Source organism: Pseudomonas sp. EA_15y_Pfl1_P101, assembly GCF_963970835.1.
In the GTDB taxonomy this organism is placed as follows: Bacteria; Pseudomonadota; Gammaproteobacteria; order Pseudomonadales; family Pseudomonadaceae; genus Aquipseudomonas; species Aquipseudomonas tritici.
Genome location: NZ_CAXAPA010000009.1, coordinates 177955 through 199673, shown reverse-complemented (window position 1 = coordinate 199673; position 21719 = coordinate 177955). Strand labels below are relative to the sequence as shown.

The following is a 21719-nucleotide window of genomic DNA, read 5'->3' as shown; positions in this document are numbered from 1 at the left end:
CCAATGAGCCCAAATCTGAGCCTTCTGCGCAAATTCGTCTCGCCTGAAATCATCTTTGGTGCCGGCTGCCGGCACAACGTCGGCAACTATGCCAAGACCTTTGGCGCGCGCAAGGTGCTGGTGGTCAGCGACCCCGGGGTGCTCGCCGCTGGTTGGGTGGCTGATGTGGAAGCCAGCCTGCAAGCCATTGGTGTCGACTACTGCCTGTACACCGCCGTGTCGCCCAACCCCCGCGTCGAAGAAGTGATGCTCGGCGCCGAGGTGTACCGTGAAAACCACTGTGATGTGATCGTGGCCATTGGCGGCGGTAGCCCGATGGATTGCGCCAAGGCCATCGGCATTGTGGTGGCCCACGGGCGCAGCATCCTTGAGTTCGAGGGCGTGGATACCATTCGTGTGCCCAGCCCGCCGCTGATCCTCATCCCAACCACCGCCGGCACCTCGGCGGATGTCTCTCAGTTCGTAATCATCTCCAACCAGCAGGAACGCATGAAGTTCTCCATCGTCAGCAAGGCGGTGGTCCCGGACGTGTCGCTGATCGACCCGGAAACCACCGCCAGCATGGACCCGTTCCTGTCCGCCTGTACCGGTATTGACGCACTGGTGCATGCCATCGAAGCATTCGTCTCCACCGGCCATGGTCCGCTGACCGACCCGCATGCGCTGGAGGCGATGCGCCTGATCAACGGCAATCTGGTGCAGATGATCGCCAATCCCGGCGACATTGCCCTGCGCGAGAAAATCATGCTCGGCAGCATGCAGGCCGGGCTGGCGTTTTCCAATGCGATCCTTGGCGCGGTGCATGCCATGTCCCACAGCCTTGGCGGCTTCCTCGACTTGCCCCATGGGTTGTGCAACGCGGTGCTGGTGGAGCATGTGGTGGCGTTCAACTACAACTCGGCGCCGGAGCGTTTCCAGGTGATTGCCGAGACGTTCGGCATCGACTGCCGCGGCCTCAATCATCGGCAGATCTGCGGGCGGCTGGTGGAGCATCTGATCGCACTGAAGCATGCGATTGGCTTCCATGAAACCCTCGGCCTGCATGGCGTGCGCGTGGCGGATATTCCCTTCCTGTCCCAGCATGCGATGCATGACCCGTGCATCCTCACAAATCCCAGGGAGTCGAGCCAGCGCGACGTCGAGGTTGTCTATGGCGAAGCGCTCTGAGGACCAGCAACTCGCCCTCGCCGGGTTGCTGGGGCTGGGCAATCACTCCGCGCGCAAGAGCCATTACCCGGAACTCGCCGCGCGACTGGACGAGCTTGAGGCCGAGCGCAACCGCTATATCCGCCTCAACGATGAGCTGGAACAGCGCGTCGCCGCGCGCACCGATGAACTGCTCGAAGCCAACCTCAACCTGCAACAGCAGATCGCCCAGCGCGAACAGATCGAACAGGACCTGCGCGATGCCCGTGACGCCGCCCAGGCCGCCAACCGCAGCAAGGACAAATACCTCGCCGCCGCCAGCCATGACTTGCTGCAGCCTTTGAATGCCGCGCGATTGCTGATCGCCACCTTGCGCGAGCGACAGTTGCCCAGCGTCGAGCAGGTGCTGGTGGAGCGCACGCACCAAGCGCTGGAAGGCGCCGAGGATTTGCTCACCGATTTGCTCGATATCTCGCGGCTGGACCAGGCGGCCGTCAAGCCGGACGTGGCGTTGTATCGGCTGGATGAGCTGTTCGCGCCGCTGGTCTCGGAGTTCCAATCGGTGGCCCTGGCGGCCGGGTTGAACCTGCGGGTGCGCACCGGCTGTTATGCGATCAATACCGACCTGCGGTTGCTGACGCGGATTCTGCGTAATTTCCTCAGCAATGCCTGTCGTTATACCGACGAAGGTTGCATCTTGCTCGGTGCTCGACGCCGAGGGGGTCGCCTGCGCCTGGAAGTGTGGGACACCGGTCGCGGGATTGCGGCCGACCGGCTGCAGGCGATCTTCCTCGAGTTCAACCAGCTCGACGTCGGCCGCGCCTCGGACCGCAAGGGCGTAGGGCTGGGGTTGGCGATTGTCGAGCGTATCGCCGAGATTCTGGGGTATCCGATTGCCGTGCGTTCCTGGCCGGGGCGGGGTTCGATGTTCAGCATCGAGGTGCCGTTGAGTGACGAAATGCCCCTGCCGATCAGCCAGTTGCCGGTGCAACCGAGCACGGGCAACCCGCTGCCTGGGCGGCGTTTGCTGGTGATCGATAACGAAGTGAGCATCCTCGAAAGCATGCGCGCGCTGCTCGGGCAGTGGGGCTGCGAAGTGGTCACCGCCACCGACCAGGCGGGTGCGTTGCTGGCTTTGCAGGGCAGGGCGCCGGAGCTGATCCTGGCGGACTATCACTTGGACCATGGGGTGGTGGGCTGTGCGGTGGTCAAGCACCTGCGCGAGCATTTCGAGCAGAACATTCCTGCGGTGATCATCACGGCTGACCGCACTGACCAATGCCGACGTGCCTTGCGTCGCCTCGAAGCACCGCTGTTGAACAAACCGGTCAAGCCCGGCAAGTTACGCGCGGTGTTGAGTCAGTTATTGGCCTAGGTCAACACGCCGCAGGTGGTTTTGCCCCATGCTCAAGCCTTGATTTAGAGCCTTGGAGCACCCGATGAGCGCGGCATCCTTTAAATTACCCCTGGGCCTGGTTGTCGCGGTGCTGGTAATGACCGGCGTGCTGCTGTTGCCACTGCCCGCCGACTTGCCCGTGGCCGGGCACCGCATGCTGGCGATCCTTGCGTTTGCCGTGGTGGTGTGGATCACCGAAGCGGTGTCCTATGAAGCCAGCGCGATCATGATCACTTCGCTGATAGCGTTTTTGCTGGGGACCGCGCCGTCGCTGCAAGACCCGACGCACTTGATCGGCACCAGCCCGGCGATCAGCATGGCCCTTACCGGGTTCTCCAACCCGGCGTTGGCGCTGGTGGCCGGCGCGCTGTTTATCGCCGCCGCCATGACCCACACCGGCCTGGATCGGCGTATCGCCCTGGTGACCTTGAGTCGGGTCGGCACCAGCACCCGGCGCATCCTGCTGGGGGCGATTGCGGTGACCATCCTGCTCAGCCTCGTGGTGCCCAGTGCCACGGCGCGCAGTGCCTGCGTAGTGCCGATCATGATGGGCGTGATCGCGGCCTTTGGTGTCGACAAACGCTCGAATATCGCCGCCGGCATCATGATCGTCGTCGCCCAGGGCACTAGCATCTGGAACGTCGGCATCCAGACCGCCGCCGCGCAGAACCTGCTGACCGTTGGCTTCATGGACAAGATGCTGGGTCAGCGCGTGTCATGGATCGACTGGCTGATCGCCGGCGCGCCGTGGGCGTTGATCATGTCGGCGGTGTTGCTGTTCCTGGTGCTCAAATTGCTGCCGCCGGAAACCGACAGCATCCCGGGCGGTAAAGAGGCGGTGGCGCAGTCGCTGGTGGAGATCGGGCCCATGACCGGGCCGCAGAAGCGCCTGTTGAGCGTTTCGGTATTGCTGCTGCTGGCCTGGGCCACGGAAGGCCGCCTGCACAGTTTCGACACCGCCTCCACGACCTATGCCGGGCTGGTGTTTCTGCTAATGCCGGGCATCGGTGTGATGACCTGGAAGGATGTGCAGTCACGCATTCCGTGGGGCACGGTGATTGTGTTCGGGGTTGGCATCAGCCTCGGCACTGCGCTGCTGACCACCCAGGCCGGGCAATGGCTGGGTTCTGCTGTTGTGGCCCACACGGGGTTGGATCAAGTTGGGCCGTTGGGGATGTTTGCGATTCTTGGCGCATTCCTGATCCTGATTCACCTGGGGTTCGCCAGCGCCACGGCATTGACCTCGGCGTTGCTGCCGATCCTGATCGCGGTGCTGCAGACCTTGCCGGGGGATTTCAGCCGGTTGGGCATGACCATGCTGTTGGGGTTTGTGATGAGCTATGGGTTTATCCTGCCGATCAATGCGCCGCAGAACATGGTGTGCATGGGGACTGGGACGTTTACGGCGCGGCAGTTTGCCAAGGTGGGGCTTCTGGTGACGCTGATTGGCTATCTGTTGATGCTGGTGTTTGCGGCGACTTACTGGAGTTGGCTTGGTTGGATCTGACATTTGGAATGTGGTCTTCAGCACGCATGAGATCCGACTGTAGGAGCGGGCTTGCTCGCGAAGCAGGGTGTCAGGCGACGTGTTTGTGACTGATCCAGCGCATTCGCAAGCAAGTCCCCTCACACATTTGGGCTGTATTTCATGCTGAAATTGAGGTGGATCGACTGGCTCTGTTCCAGCAGTCTCAGCCCAGGCCTGCCCGGCAAATGATGGGCGTTCACCGGATGGCTCACCGGCTCGATGCAAAAGAACCCCAGCCCCGGCGGGCAGTACAGCAGGAAGTAATCGGCGTCGCTGGCCTGGCATTCCAGCGTATAGCCCAGCTCTGGTTGCTCGATCAGGCAATGCCCATCCCACTGGCAAAAGCCGTTGTCCACCAGGCCTTCGGGTAGGGTTTTCAGTTCCCGGAAGTCCCAGGCATCCGGCACGGGCGCCAAGAGCGTAGGCAACTTGGACGCATCACTCATCCACACCTGTGACGCCTCGGCCTGTAAGCGTGTGCCCGGCCGACGTGGCAAGTAGGGATGCAATCCCAGGCCATGCCACGCGGGTGTTTCTGCCAGATGGGTCACGCTCAGCGTAATACTCAGCTCACCCTTGCTCAATCGAAAGCGCTGCTCGGCGCGATAGGCGAACGGCGTGTCGCACTCCACGGCCAGTACCACTTCACTCGCTGACTGGCTCACCACCCGCCACGCCTGCTGCCAGGCGGAACCATGAATCGGCAAGGGGTCCGTGAGGCTATTGGGCGCCAGGGCCAGCCAGCCGTCGGGGTTGTCGAAACCGCCTCGGGAAATTCGGTTGGACCAGGGGGCCAAGGGATAGCAGCCCAGTTTGCCCGGCAAACCGGTGTTCAGCGCTTGTTGGTCACTATGGCGCAGCAAAGGCTGCCCGGTTGCTCGTACCGTCCAATTGACGATGCTGGCGCCGGTGGCCGGCGCGAGGGTGAGGTGGGTGAGTTGATCGCTGAGTTCGATGAGGTGTGACGACATGGTGTCTCGCCGTATGAAATAGGCCCAACGCAGAGGTTCAGTGTGGGAGCAGGCAAGCCCGCTCCCACATTTGAATCTGTTGTGTTTTTGATAAAGGTTTACAGCACCACGCTTGGCAGCCACAGCGACAGCGCCGGGATGTAGGTCACGGCGATCAGGATCAGGAACAGCACGGCATAAAACGGCAGCAGCGCCTTAGCGGTCTTCTCGATGGTGGTCTTGCCCACCGCCGCGCCCACGAACAGCACCGCGCCCACGGGCGGGGTGATCAAACCAATGCCGAGGTTCACCAGCATGATCATGCCGAAGTGCACCGGGTCGACGCCAATACCCAGCACCACCGGCAGCAGAATCGGCGTAAGGATCAAGATCAGCGGCGCCATGTCCATCACTGTGCCGAGCAACAGCAACATGGCGTTGATGCACATCAGGATGACGTAGCGGTTGTCCGACAGGGTCAGGAACATCGTGGTGATCTTCGCCGGGATCTGCATCAGGGTCATGATGTAGCCGAAGCTGGCGGCGAAGGCGATCAGGATCATCACGATGGAAATGGTGCGCACCGTGCGGTGCATCAGCTTGGGCAGCTCGTTCCATTTGTAGTCGCGGTAAATGAACATGGTCACGAAGAACGCCCACAGCACGGCTATCGCGGCGGATTCGGTGGCGGTGAAAACCCCCGAGAGGATGCCGCCGAGGATGATCACCATTGCCATCAGGCCCCACAGCGCGTCGGCGGCGATCTTCAGCGCCTGTTTCAAGGGGATGACTTCGCCCTTCGGGTAATTGCGCTTTTTCGCGAAGATCAGGCACAGCGCCATCAAGCACGCGCTCATCAACAGGCCGGGGACCACGCCGGCCATGAACAGCGAGGCGATGGAGACGGTGCCGCCGGCTGCGAGGGAGTAGAGCACCGAGTTATGGCTAGGCGGGGTCAGCAGGGCCTGCACCGAACCGCTGACGGTCACCGCCGTGGCGAATTCGCGGGGGTAACCACGGCGTTCCATTTCCGGGATCAGCACCGAGCCGACCGAGGCGGTGTCCGCCACCGACGAGCCGGAAATTGCCCCAAAAAACGTTGAAGCCATGATGTTCACCAAGGACAGGCCGCCGCGCACAAAGCCCACCAGCACCCCGGCAAACGCCACCAGCCGCCGCGACATGCCGCCCTCGGCCATGATCGCCCCGGCCAGCACAAAGAACGGAATCGCCATCAGCGAAAACTTGTTCACCCCGCCGGCCACCTGAATCATCAGGGCCTGGAACGGGATGTCGATCCACCACGCGCCGATCAGCGCCGACAGCCCGAGCGCGTAGGCCACCGGCATGCCGATCAGGATCAAGGCGACAAAACTGCCCAACAGAATCAATGCGTCCATATCAGGCGGCCCCTTCGCTTTCTTCAACCAGGTCGAAGCGCACGACCCGACGGTTGCTCTGGTCACCGAGCAGGAGTTTTTCCACGACAAAAATCAGCGTCAGCAGCCCGCCAATCGGGATCGGCATGTAGGTAATGCCCACGCGCAGAGTAGGGATGGCGCTCATGAACTGGTTCCACGTGGACATGCACAGCTTGGTGCCCCAGATCGTCATGAACAGGCAGACCGTCGCCATCAGCAATTGGGAAAAAATGCTGACGAGGCGGCGTTGTTGCGCCGGCAAGCGGTCAGTAACCATGGCCACCGACATATGCGCCCCGGCGCGGTAACTCGCGGCGGCGCCGATAAAGGTGAAGACCAGCATCAGCAGGATGGCGGTAGGCTCCGGCCAGCTTGCGCCGGTGCCGAGGATATAGCGGGCGAAGATGCCCCAGGGAATAATCAGTGCGACGCCGAGAACCGAAAGGCCGGCGACCCAGATGCAGGTCATGTAGATGCGGTCGTTGATGCGCAGCAGTAAATTCTTCATGGCGTTCACCGTAACCGGGCGCGTCAGTGTGGACCGCGCCAGGCCTTGCTTAGGGGAGGGGCGTTATTGAACGGCGTCGATACGCGTGATGATGTCGGCGTAAGGCGCGCCGTACTTCGCACGCACCGCTGCGGTGGCGTCATAGAAGGGTTTTTTGTCGACGGTGATGAACTCGACGCCGGCGGCCTTGAGCTTGGCTTCGCTGCTGGCGGACTTGGCGTCCCACAGCACGCGCTCGTCAGCCTGGGCGGCCTTGGCGGCTTTCTTGACCATGTCCTGTTGCGCAGGGGTGAGTTTGTTCCAGGTGATTTTCGACATCACGATGGGTTCAGGCAGGATCAGGTGCTCGGTGAGGGTGTAGAACTTGGCGTTCTGGAAGTGGTTGTGTTCCAGCATCGTGGGCGGGTTGTTTTCTGCGCCGTCGATAACGCCGGTCTGCAGGGCGCTGAAGATTTCGCCGGTGTCCATGGCAATGCCGTTGGCGCCCATGGCATTGAAGGCGTCGATGAACAGCGGGTTGCCTTGCACGCGAATCTTCATGCCCTTGAGGTCTTCGATCTTGCGCACCGGCTTTTTCGTGTAGAGGTTGCGCGTGCCGCCGTCCATCCAGGCCAGGGCCACCAGGCCGAACTCGGAGTCGGTGATCTTGGCGAGGATTTCATCGCCGATTTCACCGTCGATGACCTTGCGCATATGCGCCTGGTCGCGGAACACGAACGGCAGGTTGAACACGTTCACGTCCGGCACCACCGGGCCGACGATGCCGAGGCTGACGCGGGTCATCTGGATGGCGCCGACCTGAGCCTGCTCGACCACTTCTTTCTCGGAGCCGAGGACCCCGCCAGGGAAATACTTGAAGGTCAGTTCGCCGTTGCTTTCTTTGGTCAGGGCCTTGCCCATGTTCTCTTCTGCAACGACGGTGGGGTAGCCGGCGGGGTGGATGTCGGCGAATTTGATTTCCAGCGCGTTAGCGGCGCTGCTGAGGGTAAAGAATGCAGCGGCGAGCAAGGTGCGTTTGAAGTCCATGGGGTTCATTCCTGTCTTGTTATTGTTGTATTCAAGGCATAGCGATGCAGCTAAAGGGTGAACGTAGGCTCCGGCAAACCGGTGATGCCGGGGTTGAGGGCAAACACGCCGCCGGACAGCGACTGCTCACTCGGGTCATCACGGATCGAGGTGACGAACAGGGTGTCCAGGCGGCTGCCGCCAAAGGCGCACATGGTGGGTTTTTTCACCGGTACGGTGAGGGAACGGTCGAGGCGACCCTCGGGGGTGAAGCGGTGGATGAGCCCGGCGTCATTGGCGCAAATCCAGTAGCAGCCGTCGGCGTCCACCGCCGCGCCGTCGGGTCGGCCGAGGTGGTTGTGCATATCCACGAACACGCGGCGATTGGATGGGGTGCCGCTGTCGATGTCGTAATCGAACGCCCAGATCTGCTGCACCAGCGGGTGAGAGTCCGAGGCGTACATCGTGCGGCCGTCGGGGCTGAAGGCCAGGCCGTTCAGGGTGATGAAACCGTCCAGCTGAGCGTGGGGCGCCAGGCCTGACGCGTAGCGGTAGAGGACGCCCTCGGCCGCATTCAAACCCATGTTCAGCACCATGCTGCCGGCCCAGAAACGACCCTGGCGATCACAGCGGCCATCGTTCAGACGCATGTCCGCGCGTGGGTGCTCGACACTCGCCAGTGGCGTGGTGTCGAGGCTGCCATCGTTGTGCGGGGTGAGCTGGAAGAAGCCGGTTGCCATCCCGGCAACCCAGTTGCCCGCATCCGTGCGGGCGATGCAGGCGAGCATCTGCGGGGCTGTCCACGCAGCGATATGCCCAGTGGCGGCGCTCCAGCGTTGCAGGCCGCCGTTGGGGATATCCACCCAGTACAGGGCGTTTTCCTCGGGCACCCACACCGGGCATTCGCCCACGGCATTGCGCGCATCGACAATCAGTTCAGCGGTCATGGCAACTCATTCCCTTGGGGTGGTGTGCGCTCAGTCACCGAACGGCCCAGCAGCGCAGAATGCGCCACCCTGGTAGACCTTGGCCGGGTCGTCGGCGGCGACCGGTGGCTGGGTTTCGACCTGGGCGCGGAACACTTCGGAGCTGTCTTTGGGGACGAAGCCCAGGTGCGCGGCGTAGCGGTTGTCCCACCAGGTGTCGAGGTTATCCGACATGCCGTAGACCACGGTGTGGCCGACGTTGGGTGTGTACAGCGCGCGTTCGAGGAGTTGGGTCAGGTCGTCGAAGCTCAGCCAGGTGTGCATCATCCGGCGGTTCTGCGGTTCCGGGAACGAGGAGCCGATGCGGATGCTGACGGTCTCGATGCCGTAGCGATCGAAGTAGAAACTGGCCATGTCTTCGCCGTAGGACTTGGACAATCCGTAGTAGCTGTCTGGACGGCGAGGGGAGTGGGCGTCGAGTTTTTCGCCCTGCTTGTAGAAGCCGATCACGTGGTTGGAGCTGGCGAAAATCACACGCTTGACGCCATGGCGGCGCGCGGCTTCGTAGAGATGGAAAGTACCGCAGATATTCGCGCCGAGCACTTCTTCGAACGAGCGCTCAACCGATACGCCGCCGAAGTGCAGGATCGCGTCGACGCCTTCCACTAAATGGTGCACGGCTTGTTTGTCGCAGAGGTCGCACGTTTGCACTTCTTCGCACGCGTCGGCAGCCGGGGCCATGTTGGCGATGTCCGACAGACGCAGTACCTGGGCGTAAGGGCGCAGGCGTTCACGCAGGACTTTGCCCAGGCCGCCCGCGGCGCCGGTGAGCAGCAGGCGGTTGAATGGAACGGGCGTAGATGTGGTGGTGGTCATGAGGGTTCCATTATTGTTGTAGGTTGTCGTATGACTTTTCAGAAGTATCGTTAGGGATTCCCCAGGTTGTCAACGCGCCATTGGTCGAAGTCACTCTTGTGTAGCCGCTGCCGAGCGCCAGCGGCTACGTAAATGTGCGAATTACAGGAGTGAAATCGGATAGCTGACAAAAATCCGGTTCTCATCAAATTCGTTATTGCTGAAATCCCGACGCATGGTCGAGTTGCGCCATTTGACGTTGAGGTTCTTCAGCGCGCCGCTCTGCACCGTGTACGCCAGCTCCGATTCCCGACCCCATTCCTTGCCATCGGTGATCACCCCGGTGTGCACGTTACTGCCGCTGATATAGCGGTTCATCAGGGTCAGCCCCGGAAGGCCGAGCACCACGAAGTTGAAGTCATGGCGCACCTGCCAGGATTTTTCCTTTGCGTTGTCGTAGCTGGCGTTGTAACTGTCGTTGGCCAGGGCGCCGCCGCTGGTGCCGTTGATCCGCATCCACGCGCTGTCGCCAGTGAGTTTCTGCAGGCCCACATAGAAGGTGTTGCCGTTGTATTTGGCCGAGAGCAGGGCGAAGGCGGTCTTGTTGTCGAGGTCGCCAGCCAGGGCGCTGCCGTCTTCCTTGCCATTGAAAAAGCCAAGGTTGGCGCCCAGGGTCCAGTCGCCCACGGGTTGGCTGTGGGTCAGGTTGAAATAGTGTTGCTGGTAGATATCGCTGAGTTCGGCGTACCACACGCCGACCTGGGTGCGTTTGTCGTTGAACGTGTACTCGCCACCGCCGAAGTTGAAACGGTCCGAGGTAAACGCGGCTCTGCCGTTCATGAACATGTCTTCCATGCTCGCGTCGTTTCGCGGGCTGTTGCCGCGGAACTGGCCGCCGTAGAGGGTCAGGCCGGCAATTTCGTTGGAGGTCACCTGGCCGCCGCGAAACGTCTGGGGCAGGGAGCGACCATCATCGGAGCGCAGGATTGGCAGCACGGGCATCCATTCGCCCACCTTCAATTCCGTCTTCGACAGCCTGGTTTTCAGCGCCACGCCCAGACGCCCAAAATTATCGGCGGGGCGGCCGTCATCGTGGATCGGCAGCAACTGGGTACCGCCGGTGCCTTTGCCGCCATCGAGCTTTTGCGAGTACAGGCCGAGCACGTCAATCCCGAAGCCGACCGTGCCTTGGGTAAAGCCGGATTTGGCATCGAGAATGAAGCTCTGCGTCCACTCTTCGGCCTTGCCCTGCGGGTTGGTCGGGTTGGTGAAGTTGCGGTTGAAATAGGCGTTGCGCAGGTTGAGCGTGGCTTTGGCATCGTCGATGAAACCTTCGGCCTGGGCATTGAGGGGCAGGGTGAACGCCAGGCTGCTGAGGCCGAGAAGGCCGATACGCGCGGAGGAATTGCGGGCGAATTGACTCACGGTGAAGCTCCCTTCGATTGTTGTTTTTATTGTTTGTCATACGTTGTCGTACAACATTAGACGGGATATTTGCGGGGATTTCGGGATGTGTCAAGCAGAAGTTGTACGATGATCTGCGCCACGGTGATGGCGTGTGGCCAGGGTCAAATAATGTGGGAGCGTTCCACTTGAGGTGCAGTGGATTTAGCCGGCTATGACCATTGGCGGCAAGGTCCCTAGCAAGGAAACGGCCGCCACCGCTGAAACACCTAGTAACCATTCAAGCATCACGCTGGTTTTCAAAGCGCCCAGCCGCTGTTCGCAATGCTCAATACGCAATCGATTCAGCACCGCCAGGGCCAGCATACCGAACACCAACATCACCTTGATCAACAGAATCAGTGCAAACCCGCTGAACAGCGGCGTCGGCCACAGCTGCCCGGTCAACACGCGCACATTGATCAATCCGGTCACCAGCAAACCGACGACCAGGGCATAACCCACGCCGCTGAAACGCCTGAGGATCGGTTCCAGCGTGAATGGCTGCGGCTGTTTGAGGATCAGCACCAGCAACAGCAACCCCCCAAGCCACGCGCCCACGCAGACCAGATGCCCCACCTGATTAAGGATCAGCAATTGCCCGCTGAGCCCATCCAGCATGGCGCCATGGCCCACAGGAGCGAGGGTCGCCAGCAGCGATGCGGTCAACGGCAGGCGCAATAGCGGCCAGGGTTTGATCAGCACAATCACCAGCAACAGGTTCAGCAGCAAATGCCAGGCCCACACCTGGCCAAAAAAGGTTTTGCCCAGCACCAGCTGGAGGGTGGCCGGTTGCAACGCCGCGTCCCAGCTGCCCGCCATACTGGCGGTGATCAACAGCAGCCAGGCGACGCCGGAGAACAGGCCCAACCCAGCGAGGCTGCGGGTGATACGCTCGAGTTGCCGATCCAGCACCGGCTGCGGTTCAGCGCCCAGCAGCCAGGGCCTGAATGCACAGGCCCCGAACATCAGCAACACGACGATGAAATGCGCAAAGCGGCACAGCACCAGCAGGGTTGCCATGGGTTATTGGCCGACCTTGAAGCTGTATTCGCCATTGCTCTTGTGGGTATCGACCGAGACGGCGTTCCACACCACTTTGTAGTTACCAGCAGCCAGTGGGGCGGCAGGCGTCACTACCAGGGTTTTCTTGTCGGCGTCCGGGGTTTCCAGGCCCTTGATGGCGATTTCGGTGCCGTCCTTGCTCAGGGACACCTTGGTGAAGGTGGCCTCGACGCCTTCACTGAAGGTCAGGCGCAGATCAGCGGGCGTGGCGACGGTGCTGTCGGCGGCGGGTGTGGCGCTTTTCAGGTGAGCATGGGCAAACGCCGCCGAAGCCCCCAGCAAGGACGCGAGCAGGGCGACGGTGGTCAGGGTTTTCTTGATCAACATTGTTCAATACCAATCAATGGGCAGGAGCAGGCAGTGTACGAAGTTTCGGTTCAGCCTGTCGCCCCGATCTAGAGCGAATGGTAGTCTTTGGGCTCTCTCGTTGTCAGGGAGCCCTCATGGGCAATCACAAGATCGGAATTCGTCGGGTCAACGTCGAAAAAATCCTGCTGGCGGCGGAGAAAATCTTCGCCGAAAAAGGCTACGGCAGCACCGCCATGGCCGATATCGCCGAAGAGGTGCAACTGCCGCGCTCAAACCTGCACTACTACTTCACCACCAAAAGTGAGTTGTACAGCGCGGTGCTGTTCGACCTGTTGGAAGTGTGGAAGCAGGACGCCCTGAGCTTCGAGACCTTTGATGATCCGCGGGTGGTACTCAGCAGTTACATCCGCGCCAAGATGCAGCGCTCGCGCACCCGGCCGTATGGCTCGAAAGTCTGGGCCAACGAAATCATCCACGGCGCGCCGACACTCGGGGAGGCGCTGGATGAAAGCCTGTACGACTGGGCCAAGATGAAGGAAGCGAAAATTCGCCAGTGGGTGGAGGACAAACGCATCCTGCCGGTTGAGCCGTCGAGCTTGCTGTACATGATCTGGGCCTCGACCCAGCACTATGCCGACTTTGATCATCAGGTGAAGATCCTGAATGATCACCAGCCTTTGTCGGATATGCAATTCGAGAAGGCGATACAGACGGTGACAGGGGTGATTTTGCGGGGGATTGGGTTGGAACCTTGATGTCACGGTGCGGCTGAAGGCCCCATCGCAGGCAAGCCAGCTCCCACCGTTGAGTGCATTGTTCCTGAAGGAATGCACTCGAATGTGGGAGCTGGCTTGCCTGCGATAGCGATCTAGAGCGCTACACAGCCTCTCGATAGGGATTCCTCGGATCTTGCGTCCAGTTCAAATACGGCTTGCCCGAGTCGATCGGCACCATCTCGATGCAGTCGGCCACCGGGCAGGTGATCTGGCACAAATTGCAGCCCACACATTCATCATCGATCACTTCGTACTTATGCGTGCCATCCGCCAATTTCAAACTGGCAATCGCCTGGTGCGACGTGTCCTCACAGGCAATATGGCAACGCCCGCAGCCAATACAGGCTTGCTGATCGATCTTCGCAATCACCTGGTAGTTGATGTCCAGGTACTTCCAATCCGTCGTATTACCCACCGCGCGCCCGGAAAATTCCTGCAGGCTGGCGTAACCCTGACTGTCCATCCACCGCGACAGCCCGTCCTTCATCTCTTCCACAATCCGAAACCCGTGCAGCATCGCCGCCGTGCACACCTGCACCGCGCCACAGCCAAGGGCAACGAATTCCGCCGCGTCGCGCCAGTTGCCGATGCCGCCAATGCCACAGATCGGCAGGCCCTGTGTCTGCGGGTCACGGGCGATTTCGGCGACCATGTTCAGCGCAATTGGCTTAACCGCCGAACCGCAGTAACCGCCGTGGGTGCTTTGTGTGCCAACCACCGGCAGCGCGACCATGCGTTCCAGGTCGACGCTGGTGATGGAATTGATGGTATTGATCAGCGACACCGCATCCGCACCACCGCGATACGCCGCGCGCGCCGCCACGCGAATGTCGGTGATATTCGGCGTGAGCTTGACGATCACCGGCAGCGAGCAATACGTCTTGCACCAACGCGTGACCTGCTCCACATACTCCGGCACTTGGCCGACCGCCGCACCCATGCCGCGCTCGGGCATGCCATGGGGGCAGCCGAAGTTCAGCTCGATACCGTCGCAACCGGTGGCTTCCACCCGCGGCAGGATGTTTTTCCAGGATTCCTCAACGCACGGCACCATCAGCGACACGATCAACGCGCGGTCGGGCCAGTCCTTTTTCACCTGGGTGATTTCCCGCAGGTTGATCTCCAGCGAGCGGTCAGTGATCAGCTCGATGTTATTGATGCCCAGCACTTCACGGTTGGCACCGTAGTGCGCCGAGTAGCGTGACGACACGTTGACCGCCGCCGGGTCTTCGCCCAGGGTTTTCCACACCACGCCGCCCCAGCCGGCTTCAAACGCACGGACCACGTTGTAGGCCTTGTCGGTGGGCGGCGCGGAGGCCAGCCAGAACGGGTTGGGGGCTTTGATACCGGCGAACACAATCGAGAGATCGGCCATTACGCTGCCTCCACATTCAGCATGAGTTGGGCGTGCATGGCTTCAGCGGCCAGCTTGCCGTGTTGCACTGCCTGCACGGTGAGGTCCTGACCAAGGCTGACGCAATCGCCGCCGGCGTATACGCCGGGAATGCTGGTGCGCAGCTGTTCATCGACGAAGATTCTTTCACCGACACGTTGCAGTTGCTGGGCCAGCGGATCGTGCAGCGCCTCGCTGTCAAACCCTTGGCCGATGGCCTTGAAGATTGCATCGGCGGCCAGCTCGAAGGTTTCGCCGGTGGGGTGCAGGCGCCCGTTTTCCAGGCGCGTGCGCTGGAAGCGCATGCCGCGCACGTGGCCCTGCTCATCCAGCAGCACTTCTTCAGGCTGGGCCCAGGTCAGCAGGCGGACCTGGTTGGCTTTGGCGATGTCCTGTTCGTGGTGGGTGGCGCCCATATCTGCCAACCCTCGACGGTAAACGAGGTTCACATCACGAGCACCGAGGCGGGCCATTTGCACGGCCATGTCGATGGCGGTGTTGCCGGCACCGAGCACGATGCAGCGGTCGGCCAGGGGCAGCTGGGTCAGGTCGTCGGCTTGGCGCAGCTCGCGGATGTAGTCGGTGGCGGCGAGCAGGCCGGGAGCGTCCTCGTGGGCTAAACCGAGCTGTTTACTGGCGGCCAACCCGAGGCCGAGGAAGACTGAGTCGAATTGCGGGTGCAGGTCGCTCAAGGTCAGGTTGTCGCCCAGGCGCTGGCCGTGGCGGATCTCGATGCCGCCAATCTGCAGCAGGAAATCCAGTTCCTTCTGCGCGAAGTCATCCACCAGTTTGTACTTGGCGATCCCGTATTCATTCAGGCCACCGGCTTTTTCCCGTGCTTCGAAAATCACCACGTCATGGCCGTGCAAGGCGCTGCGGTGGGCACAGGCCAAGCCTGCCGGCCCGGCGCCGACCACGGCGATGCGCTTGCCGGTAGGCGCGGCGCGGTGGAAGGGGTGTTCGCTGAAGTGTGCATTGTCGATTGCATAACGTTGCAGCAAGCCGATCAGCACCGGGGCGCATTCTTCGGCGTTGTTACGCACGCAAGCCTGCTGGCAGAGGATCTCGGTGGGACACACCCGAGCGCAACTGCCGCCAAGGATATTGGCCGAGAGGATCTTCTGCGCGGCGCCTTGTACGTTTTCGGTGTGGATGTTGCGGATGAACGACGGAATGTCGATTTCGCTGGGGCATGCGTTCACGCACGGTGCGTCGTAGCAATACAGGCAGCGCGAGGCTTCCAGTTGGGCCTGGCGGGCGTTGAGCGGCGGCGCCAGGTCGGTGAAATGGCTGGCGAGCGTGGGTCCATCCTCAGCGGGATGGGGGAGGTGGGTCAGGGTCTGGATCACGGTGTTGGCCTCACGGTTATTGAGGTGCTGCCTCTGATGGGCATTGATTTTTTGGTGCCTGTGCTCGCGAATGCGATATCAGCGGTTCACAGCGACTGGCTTGGAATACGCCGCCCGCTTGCTCAACTGCTCAAACACCGCCGGATACGCCGGCCGCTCCACATACCGCCCGGCACCGCGTTCGGCACGCAGGTCGCCATCGGCCCAGACCAGCTTGCCCTGGCTGATGGTATGGCTCGGCACGCCGCGCACGGTTTTGCCTTCGAAGATGTTGAAGTCGACTTTCTGGTGGTGAGTCTTGGCGGAAATGGTCCGTGTACCCTCGGGGTCCCACAGCACCAGATCAGCATCGGCCCCCACGCGGATCGCGCCTTTGCGCGGATAAAGGTTGAAGATCTTCGCGGTATTGGTGGAGGTCAGCGCAACGAACTCCTGCATCGACAGGCGCCCGGTGTTGACCCCTTCATCCCACAGCAGCGCCATGCGGTCTTCGATCCCGGCAGTGCCATTGGGGATCTTGCTGAAGTCGTCACGGCCTGCGGCTTTTTGCTCGGCGCAGAAGCAGCAGTGGTCGGTCGCGGTGGTGTGCAGGTTGCCGGACTGCAAACCATGCCACAGCGCTTCCTGATGCCCGTGCGGGCGGAAGGGTGGGCTCATCACGTAGCCGGCGGCGGTCTGCCAGTCAGGGTGCTGGTAGACGCTGTCATCCAGCAGCAAGTGGCCGGCGAGTACTTCGCCATAGACCGGTTGGCCTTTGCTGCGGGCGTAGGTGATTTCATCCAGCGCTTCCTTGGTGGACACGTGCACCAGGTATAACGGCGTGCCGATGGTTTCGGCGATGCGAATGGCGCGGCTGGCCGCTTCGCCCTCTACCTGCGACGGGCGCGACAGCGGGTGCGCTTCCGGGCCGGTGATGCCCTGGGCCATCAGCTTGCGTTGCAGGTGATACACCAACTCGCCGTTCTCAGCATGCACCGTGGGCACCGCGCCCAGTTCCAGGCAGCGTTCGAAGCTGGCGACCAGGGTGTCATCTGCCGCCATGATCGCGTTCTTGTAGGCCATGAAGTGCTTGAAGCTGTTGATGCCGTGGTGGCTGACCAGTTCGGCCATTTCCTCGCGCACCTGCTCGCTCCACCAGGTGATCGCCACGTGGAAACCGTAGTCGGACGCGGATTTTTCCGCCCAGCCCCGCCACAGGTGAAACGCCTCCATCAAGGGTTGCTGCGGGTTGGGAATCACAAAGTCGATGATCGACGTGGTGCCCCCCGCCAGGCCTGCTGCCGTGCCACTGAAAAAGTCTTCACTGGCCACGGTCCCCATGAAGGGCAATTGCATATGGGTATGGGGGTCGATGCCGCCGGGCATCAAGAATTGGCCGCTGCCGTCGAGTGTTCCAGTGCCGGCGGGAATATCCAGATTCGTGCCAATGGCCCGAATGAGACCGCCTGCGCATAAAACATCGGCGCGGTAACTTTCATCATGGGTAATAACGGTGGCGCCACGGATCAACAGCGACATGTCGAGTTCCTCACAGGCTTGACCGGCTTGTGCCAGTTCTAAGTGTTGTAATGCTGCCTACCGATGGCGGGTTAATTCCTGTCATCAGTGACAGGAATAGAAACTAGCCCGAGTTTTTCGATTGGGCAAGAAGATTTTTTATAAGCTTATTCAAGCGTTAACTTATTGATTTATATATATAAAATATAAAAATCACCAAAATGTAGCGTTCACTCACCATTTTGACGCACTTGACAGGTTCCTAAATTGAGCAACATTTCTTATTGCAAATCAGGCGCTTGAGACATGCCTCTTGACGGGGGAGGGAAATAAAAATAATTGTGTTGCACCAGATTGAGTCCTGAGGGTTCTGACAACTTTCGTATTGTTTAGCCTGAGCAGTGCGGCATGTACCGAGGGATAAATCGGAAAGCTGATAAACATCAGCACGTTATATAAGCGGTGCGGGTTCAAGGTGGGGTGTCGGCACGGATATTGAGTGCAGTGGCGGCTGGCCGGGCCCGTGATGTCATGTTGTTTACGAGGTACTCCGGCCATCCAGCGCACAGCGTTGGATGAGCAAAAATAATTCGAAAAAACCGTGGAGCGGCCATGCAACAGAACAGATCGCAAGTCATTGAACGCAACGGCCTGTACGAATTAGACGCCGGCCCCGACGTCCTCGACAGCCCTCGCTACAACCACGACATGGCACCGTCCAAGGTGCACGAACGCACTTGGAACAAGTGGCACATCACCGCGTTGTGGGTCGGCATGTCGATCTGCGTGCCCACCTATACGCTGGGTGGGGTGCTCACCGCGTATTTCGGGTTGTCGGTGGGTGAAGCGCTGGTGGCGATCCTGCTGGCCAATATCGTGGTGCTGATCCCGTTGACCCTCAACGCCTTCCCTGGCACCAAGTACGGCATACCGTTTCCGGTGTTGTTGCGTTCGTCGTTTGGCATTCTTGGTTCGAACGTGCCGTGCCTGATCCGGGCGCTGGTGGCGTGTGGCTGGTTTGGTATCCAGACGATGTTTGGCGGGCTGGCGATTCACCTGTTCCTGGGCTCGATTTTCGAGGGCTGGAAGTCCCTTGGCGGCACCGGCGAGGTGATCGGGTTCATGATTTTCTGGACGCTGAATCTATGGGTGGTACTGCGCGGCGCCGAGTCGATCAAACGCTTGGAAACCCTGTCGGCACCGCTGCTGGTGGCAGTGGGGATTGGTCTGCTGGTGTGGGCGATGCCTAATGTGTCGATCAGCGAGTTGATGGCGATCCCACCCAAGCGCCCCGAAGGTGCGAGCCTCACCGGTTACTTCATGGCCGGCCTCACGGCGATGGTGGGTTTCTGGGCGACATTGTCGCTGAATATTCCGGACTTCAGCCGTTACGCCAAAAGCCAGAAAGACCAGATTCTCGGGCAGATCTTTGGCCTGCCGCTGACCATGTTCCTGTTCGCCTCTCTTGGTGTGATCATGACCGCCGCGTCGGTAAAACTGGTGGGTGTGAGCGTGTCCGACCCGGTGACCCTGATCGGCCATATCCAGAGCCCGGTGTGGGTCGCCGTGGCGATGGCGCTGATCATCGTCGCGACGTTGTCCACCAACACCGCCGCGAATATTGTTTCGCCCACCAATGACTTTCAGAACATCGCGCCCAAGCTGATCAACCGCACCACCGCCGTGATGCTCACCGGTCTGGTCGGGTTGGCGTTGATGGGGCATGAACTGCTGAAGAAGCTCGGGCTGATCGTTTCCGATGTAAGCCTGGAAACCGTCTACTCCAATTGGTTGCTGGGTTATTCAAGCCTGCTGGGACCGATCGCCGGGATCATGGTGGTGGACTACTTCATCACCCGCAAACAACAGCTTGATCTCGCAGGTCTGTACCGCGACGACGTGTACCCGGCGTGGAACTGGAGCGGGTTTATCGCGTTTGGCGTGCCGGTGGTGATGACCCTGCTGTCGCTGGGCAGTGATGCATTCAGCTGGTTCTACAGCTACGGCTGGTTTACCGGATCGGCGCTGGGTGGCGTGTTGTATTACGGCCTGAATGCCCGGCGTGGTGTCAGCCCGGCCACCGCCAAATTGCCTTTATAAACACGGTCAATGTGGGAGCTGGCTTGCCTGCGATAACGGTGTGTCAGCCACGGAAAATGTTGGATGTGCCGCCGTCATCGCAGGCAAGCCAGCTCCCACAGTTGACCGAGTCAGTTCATAAGAATATAGCCTGAGGAGATCCCCATGAACGCTGCCCTCGACGTTCTGCAATCCACCCATCAGCACATCAACCGCGACCGCCTGTGGCAGTCGTTGATGGACTTGGCCAGACTCGGCGCCACCCCCAAGGGCGGTGTGTGTCGCCTGGCTCTCACCGACCTTGATCGCAAGGCCCGCGACTTGTTTGTGCAGTGGTGTGAAGAGGCGGGTTGCACGGTGACCGTCGACGGCATCGGCAACATCTTCGCCCGTCGCCCGGGGCGCAACCCCAACCTGCCGCCAGTGATGACTGGTAGCCATATCGACACCCAGCCCACCGGCGGTAAGTTCGACGGTTGCTTCGGTGTGCTGGCGGGTGTGGAGGTGCTGCGTACGCTCAATGACCTCAAAGTGGAAACCGAGGCGCCGTTGGAAGTGGTGGTGTGGACCAACGAAGAGGGCTCGCGCTTTGCGCCCTGCATGATGGGCTCGGGCGTGTTTGCCGAGAAATTCACCCTGGCGGACACCCTGGCCAAGGTGGACGTGGACGGCGTCAGCGTGGGCGACGCGCTGAACGCAATTGGCTATGCGGGTTCGCGGCCGGTCAGTGGGCACAAGGTAGGCGCCTATTTCGAGGCGCATATCGAACAGGGGCCGATTCTTGAAGACGAGAAAAAGACCATTGGCGTGGTGCTGGGCGCCCTTGGGCAGAAGTGGTTTGACCTGAAACTGCGCGGCGTTGAAGCGCACGCGGGACCGACGCCGATGCACCTGCGCAAGGATGCCCTGGTGGGCGCGGCGGCGGTGGTGGCGGCGGTCAATGCGGCGGCGCTTGGGCATCAACCGCATGCGTGCGGCACCGTTGGCTGCCTGCAGGCTTACCCCGGTTCGCGCAACGTCATTCCGGGGGAAGTGCGCATGACCCTGGACTTCCGTCACCTGGAGCCGGTGCGGCTGGACTCGATGATTGCCGAAGTACGCAAGGTGATCGATGAAACTTGCGCCAAGCACGGTTTGAGTTTCGAGATGGCACCTACGGCAGATTTTCCACCCCTGTATTTCGACAAGGGCTGCGTGGACGCTGTGCGTGATGCCGCGAATGGGCTGGGGTTGTCGAACATGGACATCGTCAGCGGGGCAGGGCATGACGCGATCTTTGTTGCCGAACTGGGCCCGGCGGGGATGATTTTTGTGCCCTGTGAAGGCGGCATCAGCCATAACGAAATCGAAAACGCCGCACCGGATGACTTGGCGGCGGGGTGTGCGGTGCTGCTAAGGGCGATGGTGGCCGCGTCGGCGGCCATCGCCAGCGGCAAACTGGCGGCCTGAATGGCGCCCGCTCAGGCCAATTCGGTGGCGGTGTTTTTCACCACCGCCAACTCCGGATGCGCCACCAATTTATCAATGTGCAACTCGTCATTGTTCAACCAGGTCTCGGTCAGTACCCGGTAATGCTCCATGTCTCGGCAGCGCATGCGCAGGCTGTAGTCAAACGGGCCGCTGATCAGCTGGCACTCGAACACCTGCGGGCAGGCCTTCACACAGGCTTCGAAGGCTTTCTGCGCCGAACGCCCGCTCTGGTTGGACAAGGCCACCAACACCAGCAACGAAAGGCCTGGTGAAACCATCTGCACATCAATGATCGCCCCATACCCACGGATCACCCCGCGTCGCTCCAGCTTGCGCACCCGCTCCAGGCAGGGCCGGGGCGTGAGGTGCACCAGCGACGAGAGCTTTTCGTAGGTGATACGCCCCTGGTGCCGCAGCACTTCGATGATGGCTTCATCGATGCGGTCCAGCGCAGGGGAAGAATGGGGTCCGTTGGCCTTGGTATCCATGGTTTTCACTTCAAACGGTTGAGAAAAAATGGCGGCAAACGCCTCGCGTTTGCCTGACCCGTCACATGGTACGGCCTTCCTGCGTCAACGTCTGTATGCGGTCGAGGGCTTGCAG

General features: G+C 61.0%; 19 protein-coding genes. 6 read left to right on the top strand and 13 right to left on the bottom strand.

The window, feature by feature from the left end:
• The first annotated feature begins 3 nt into the window (after nucleotides 1-3).
• The 3 genes from ercA to AACY36_RS16405 all read left to right on the top strand — a co-directional run bounded on the left by ercA (nucleotide 4) and on the right by AACY36_RS16405 (nucleotide 4049).
• Nucleotides 4-1167: an alcohol dehydrogenase-like regulatory protein ErcA gene (gene ercA / locus AACY36_RS16415; RefSeq protein ID WP_339436212.1), complete on the top strand. Its 1164-nt coding sequence runs from the start codon at nucleotides 4-6 to the stop codon at nucleotides 1165-1167.
• Entirely contained in the window at nucleotides 1151-2521 is a 1371-nt protein-coding gene (locus AACY36_RS16410; RefSeq protein WP_339436213.1) for an ATP-binding response regulator, read from the top strand. Before ercA ends, AACY36_RS16410 begins: the two co-directional genes overlap by 17 nt.
• Before the next feature lie 64 nt (nucleotides 2522-2585).
• The gene (locus AACY36_RS16405; RefSeq protein WP_339436214.1) at nucleotides 2586-4049 is read left to right on the top strand and encodes a DASS family sodium-coupled anion symporter; all 1464 of its coding nucleotides are present in this window, start codon (nucleotides 2586-2588) and stop codon (nucleotides 4047-4049) included.
• A gap of 119 nt (nucleotides 4050-4168) precedes the next feature.
• Here AACY36_RS16405 and AACY36_RS16400 read toward each other — a convergent pair whose 3' ends face one another.
• The 9 genes from AACY36_RS16400 to copC all read right to left on the bottom strand — a co-directional run bounded on the left by AACY36_RS16400 (nucleotide 4169) and on the right by copC (nucleotide 12570).
• The gene (locus AACY36_RS16400; RefSeq protein ID WP_339438926.1) at nucleotides 4169-5041 is read right to left on the bottom strand and encodes an aldose 1-epimerase; all 873 of its coding nucleotides are present in this window, start codon (nucleotides 5039-5041) and stop codon (nucleotides 4169-4171) included.
• A 98-nt stretch (nucleotides 5042-5139) separates the two neighbouring features.
• A complete protein-coding gene (locus AACY36_RS16395) occupies nucleotides 5140-6420 on the bottom strand; it encodes a TRAP transporter large permease (RefSeq protein ID WP_339420052.1) in 1281 nt (426 codons plus the stop codon).
• A gap of 1 nt (nucleotide 6421) precedes the next feature.
• Complete coding sequence (locus AACY36_RS16390; protein WP_339420053.1) at nucleotides 6422-6949, bottom strand: TRAP transporter small permease; 528 nt, start codon at nucleotides 6947-6949, stop codon at nucleotides 6422-6424.
• Nucleotides 6950-7012: 63 nt separating this feature from the next.
• On the bottom strand, nucleotides 7013-7975 hold the full coding sequence (locus AACY36_RS16385) for a TRAP transporter substrate-binding protein (RefSeq protein ID WP_339420055.1): 963 nt from the start codon (nucleotides 7973-7975) through the stop codon (nucleotides 7013-7015).
• Nucleotides 7976-8025: 50 nt separating this feature from the next.
• Nucleotides 8026-8901: an SMP-30/gluconolactonase/LRE family protein gene (locus AACY36_RS16380; RefSeq protein WP_339420057.1), complete on the bottom strand. Its 876-nt coding sequence runs from the start codon at nucleotides 8899-8901 to the stop codon at nucleotides 8026-8028.
• 30 nt (nucleotides 8902-8931) lie between these two features.
• Entirely contained in the window at nucleotides 8932-9756 is an 825-nt protein-coding gene (locus tag AACY36_RS16375; RefSeq protein WP_339428166.1) for an NAD-dependent epimerase/dehydratase family protein, read from the bottom strand.
• Nucleotides 9757-9897: 141 nt separating this feature from the next.
• On the bottom strand, nucleotides 9898-11160 hold the full coding sequence (locus tag AACY36_RS16370; protein ID WP_339420059.1) for an OprD family porin: 1263 nt from the start codon (nucleotides 11158-11160) through the stop codon (nucleotides 9898-9900).
• Nucleotides 11161-11343: 183 nt separating this feature from the next.
• On the bottom strand, nucleotides 11344-12201 hold the full coding sequence (copD, locus tag AACY36_RS16365) for a copper homeostasis membrane protein CopD (RefSeq protein ID WP_339497300.1): 858 nt from the start codon (nucleotides 12199-12201) through the stop codon (nucleotides 11344-11346).
• Between the two features lie 3 nt (nucleotides 12202-12204).
• Complete coding sequence (gene copC / locus AACY36_RS16360) at nucleotides 12205-12570, bottom strand: copper homeostasis periplasmic binding protein CopC (protein WP_339438928.1); 366 nt, start codon at nucleotides 12568-12570, stop codon at nucleotides 12205-12207.
• A 116-nt stretch (nucleotides 12571-12686) separates the two neighbouring features.
• On the opposite strand from copC, the gene AACY36_RS16355 reads away from it, so the two are divergent.
• Entirely contained in the window at nucleotides 12687-13307 is a 621-nt protein-coding gene (locus AACY36_RS16355) for a TetR/AcrR family transcriptional regulator (RefSeq protein ID WP_049709047.1), read from the top strand.
• Between the two features lie 121 nt (nucleotides 13308-13428).
• On the opposite strand, the gene preA is transcribed toward AACY36_RS16355, so the two are convergent.
• The 3 genes from preA to hydA form a co-directional block, all read right to left on the bottom strand.
• The gene (gene preA, locus AACY36_RS16350) at nucleotides 13429-14703 is read right to left on the bottom strand and encodes an NAD-dependent dihydropyrimidine dehydrogenase subunit PreA (RefSeq protein ID WP_339420064.1); all 1275 of its coding nucleotides are present in this window, start codon (nucleotides 14701-14703) and stop codon (nucleotides 13429-13431) included.
• Entirely contained in the window at nucleotides 14703-16070 is a 1368-nt protein-coding gene (locus AACY36_RS16345) for an NAD(P)-dependent oxidoreductase (protein WP_339420066.1), read from the bottom strand. The genes preA and AACY36_RS16345 overlap by 1 nt, the downstream gene beginning before the upstream one ends.
• 78 nt (nucleotides 16071-16148) lie before the next feature.
• The gene (hydA, locus tag AACY36_RS16340) at nucleotides 16149-17588 is read right to left on the bottom strand and encodes a dihydropyrimidinase (RefSeq protein WP_339420068.1); all 1440 of its coding nucleotides are present in this window, start codon (nucleotides 17586-17588) and stop codon (nucleotides 16149-16151) included.
• 591 nt (nucleotides 17589-18179) lie between these two features.
• On the opposite strand from hydA, the gene AACY36_RS16335 reads away from it, so the two are divergent.
• Both AACY36_RS16335 and AACY36_RS16330 read left to right on the top strand, forming a co-directional pair.
• Nucleotides 18180-19667 (top strand): NCS1 family nucleobase:cation symporter-1, encoded by a 1488-nt coding sequence (locus tag AACY36_RS16335; protein WP_339420070.1) that lies wholly within the window; start codon nucleotides 18180-18182, stop codon nucleotides 19665-19667.
• A gap of 144 nt (nucleotides 19668-19811) precedes the next feature.
• Nucleotides 19812-21095, top strand: coding sequence for a Zn-dependent hydrolase (locus AACY36_RS16330; RefSeq protein ID WP_339420072.1), 1284 nt, complete (start codon nucleotides 19812-19814; stop codon nucleotides 21093-21095).
• An 11-nt stretch (nucleotides 21096-21106) separates the two neighbouring features.
• Here the strand turns inward: AACY36_RS16330 and AACY36_RS16325 are convergent, their stop codons facing one another.
• Nucleotides 21107-21604 (bottom strand): Lrp/AsnC family transcriptional regulator, encoded by a 498-nt coding sequence (locus AACY36_RS16325; protein ID WP_016974875.1) that lies wholly within the window; start codon nucleotides 21602-21604, stop codon nucleotides 21107-21109.
• Nucleotides 21605-21719: the final 115 nt, after the last annotated feature.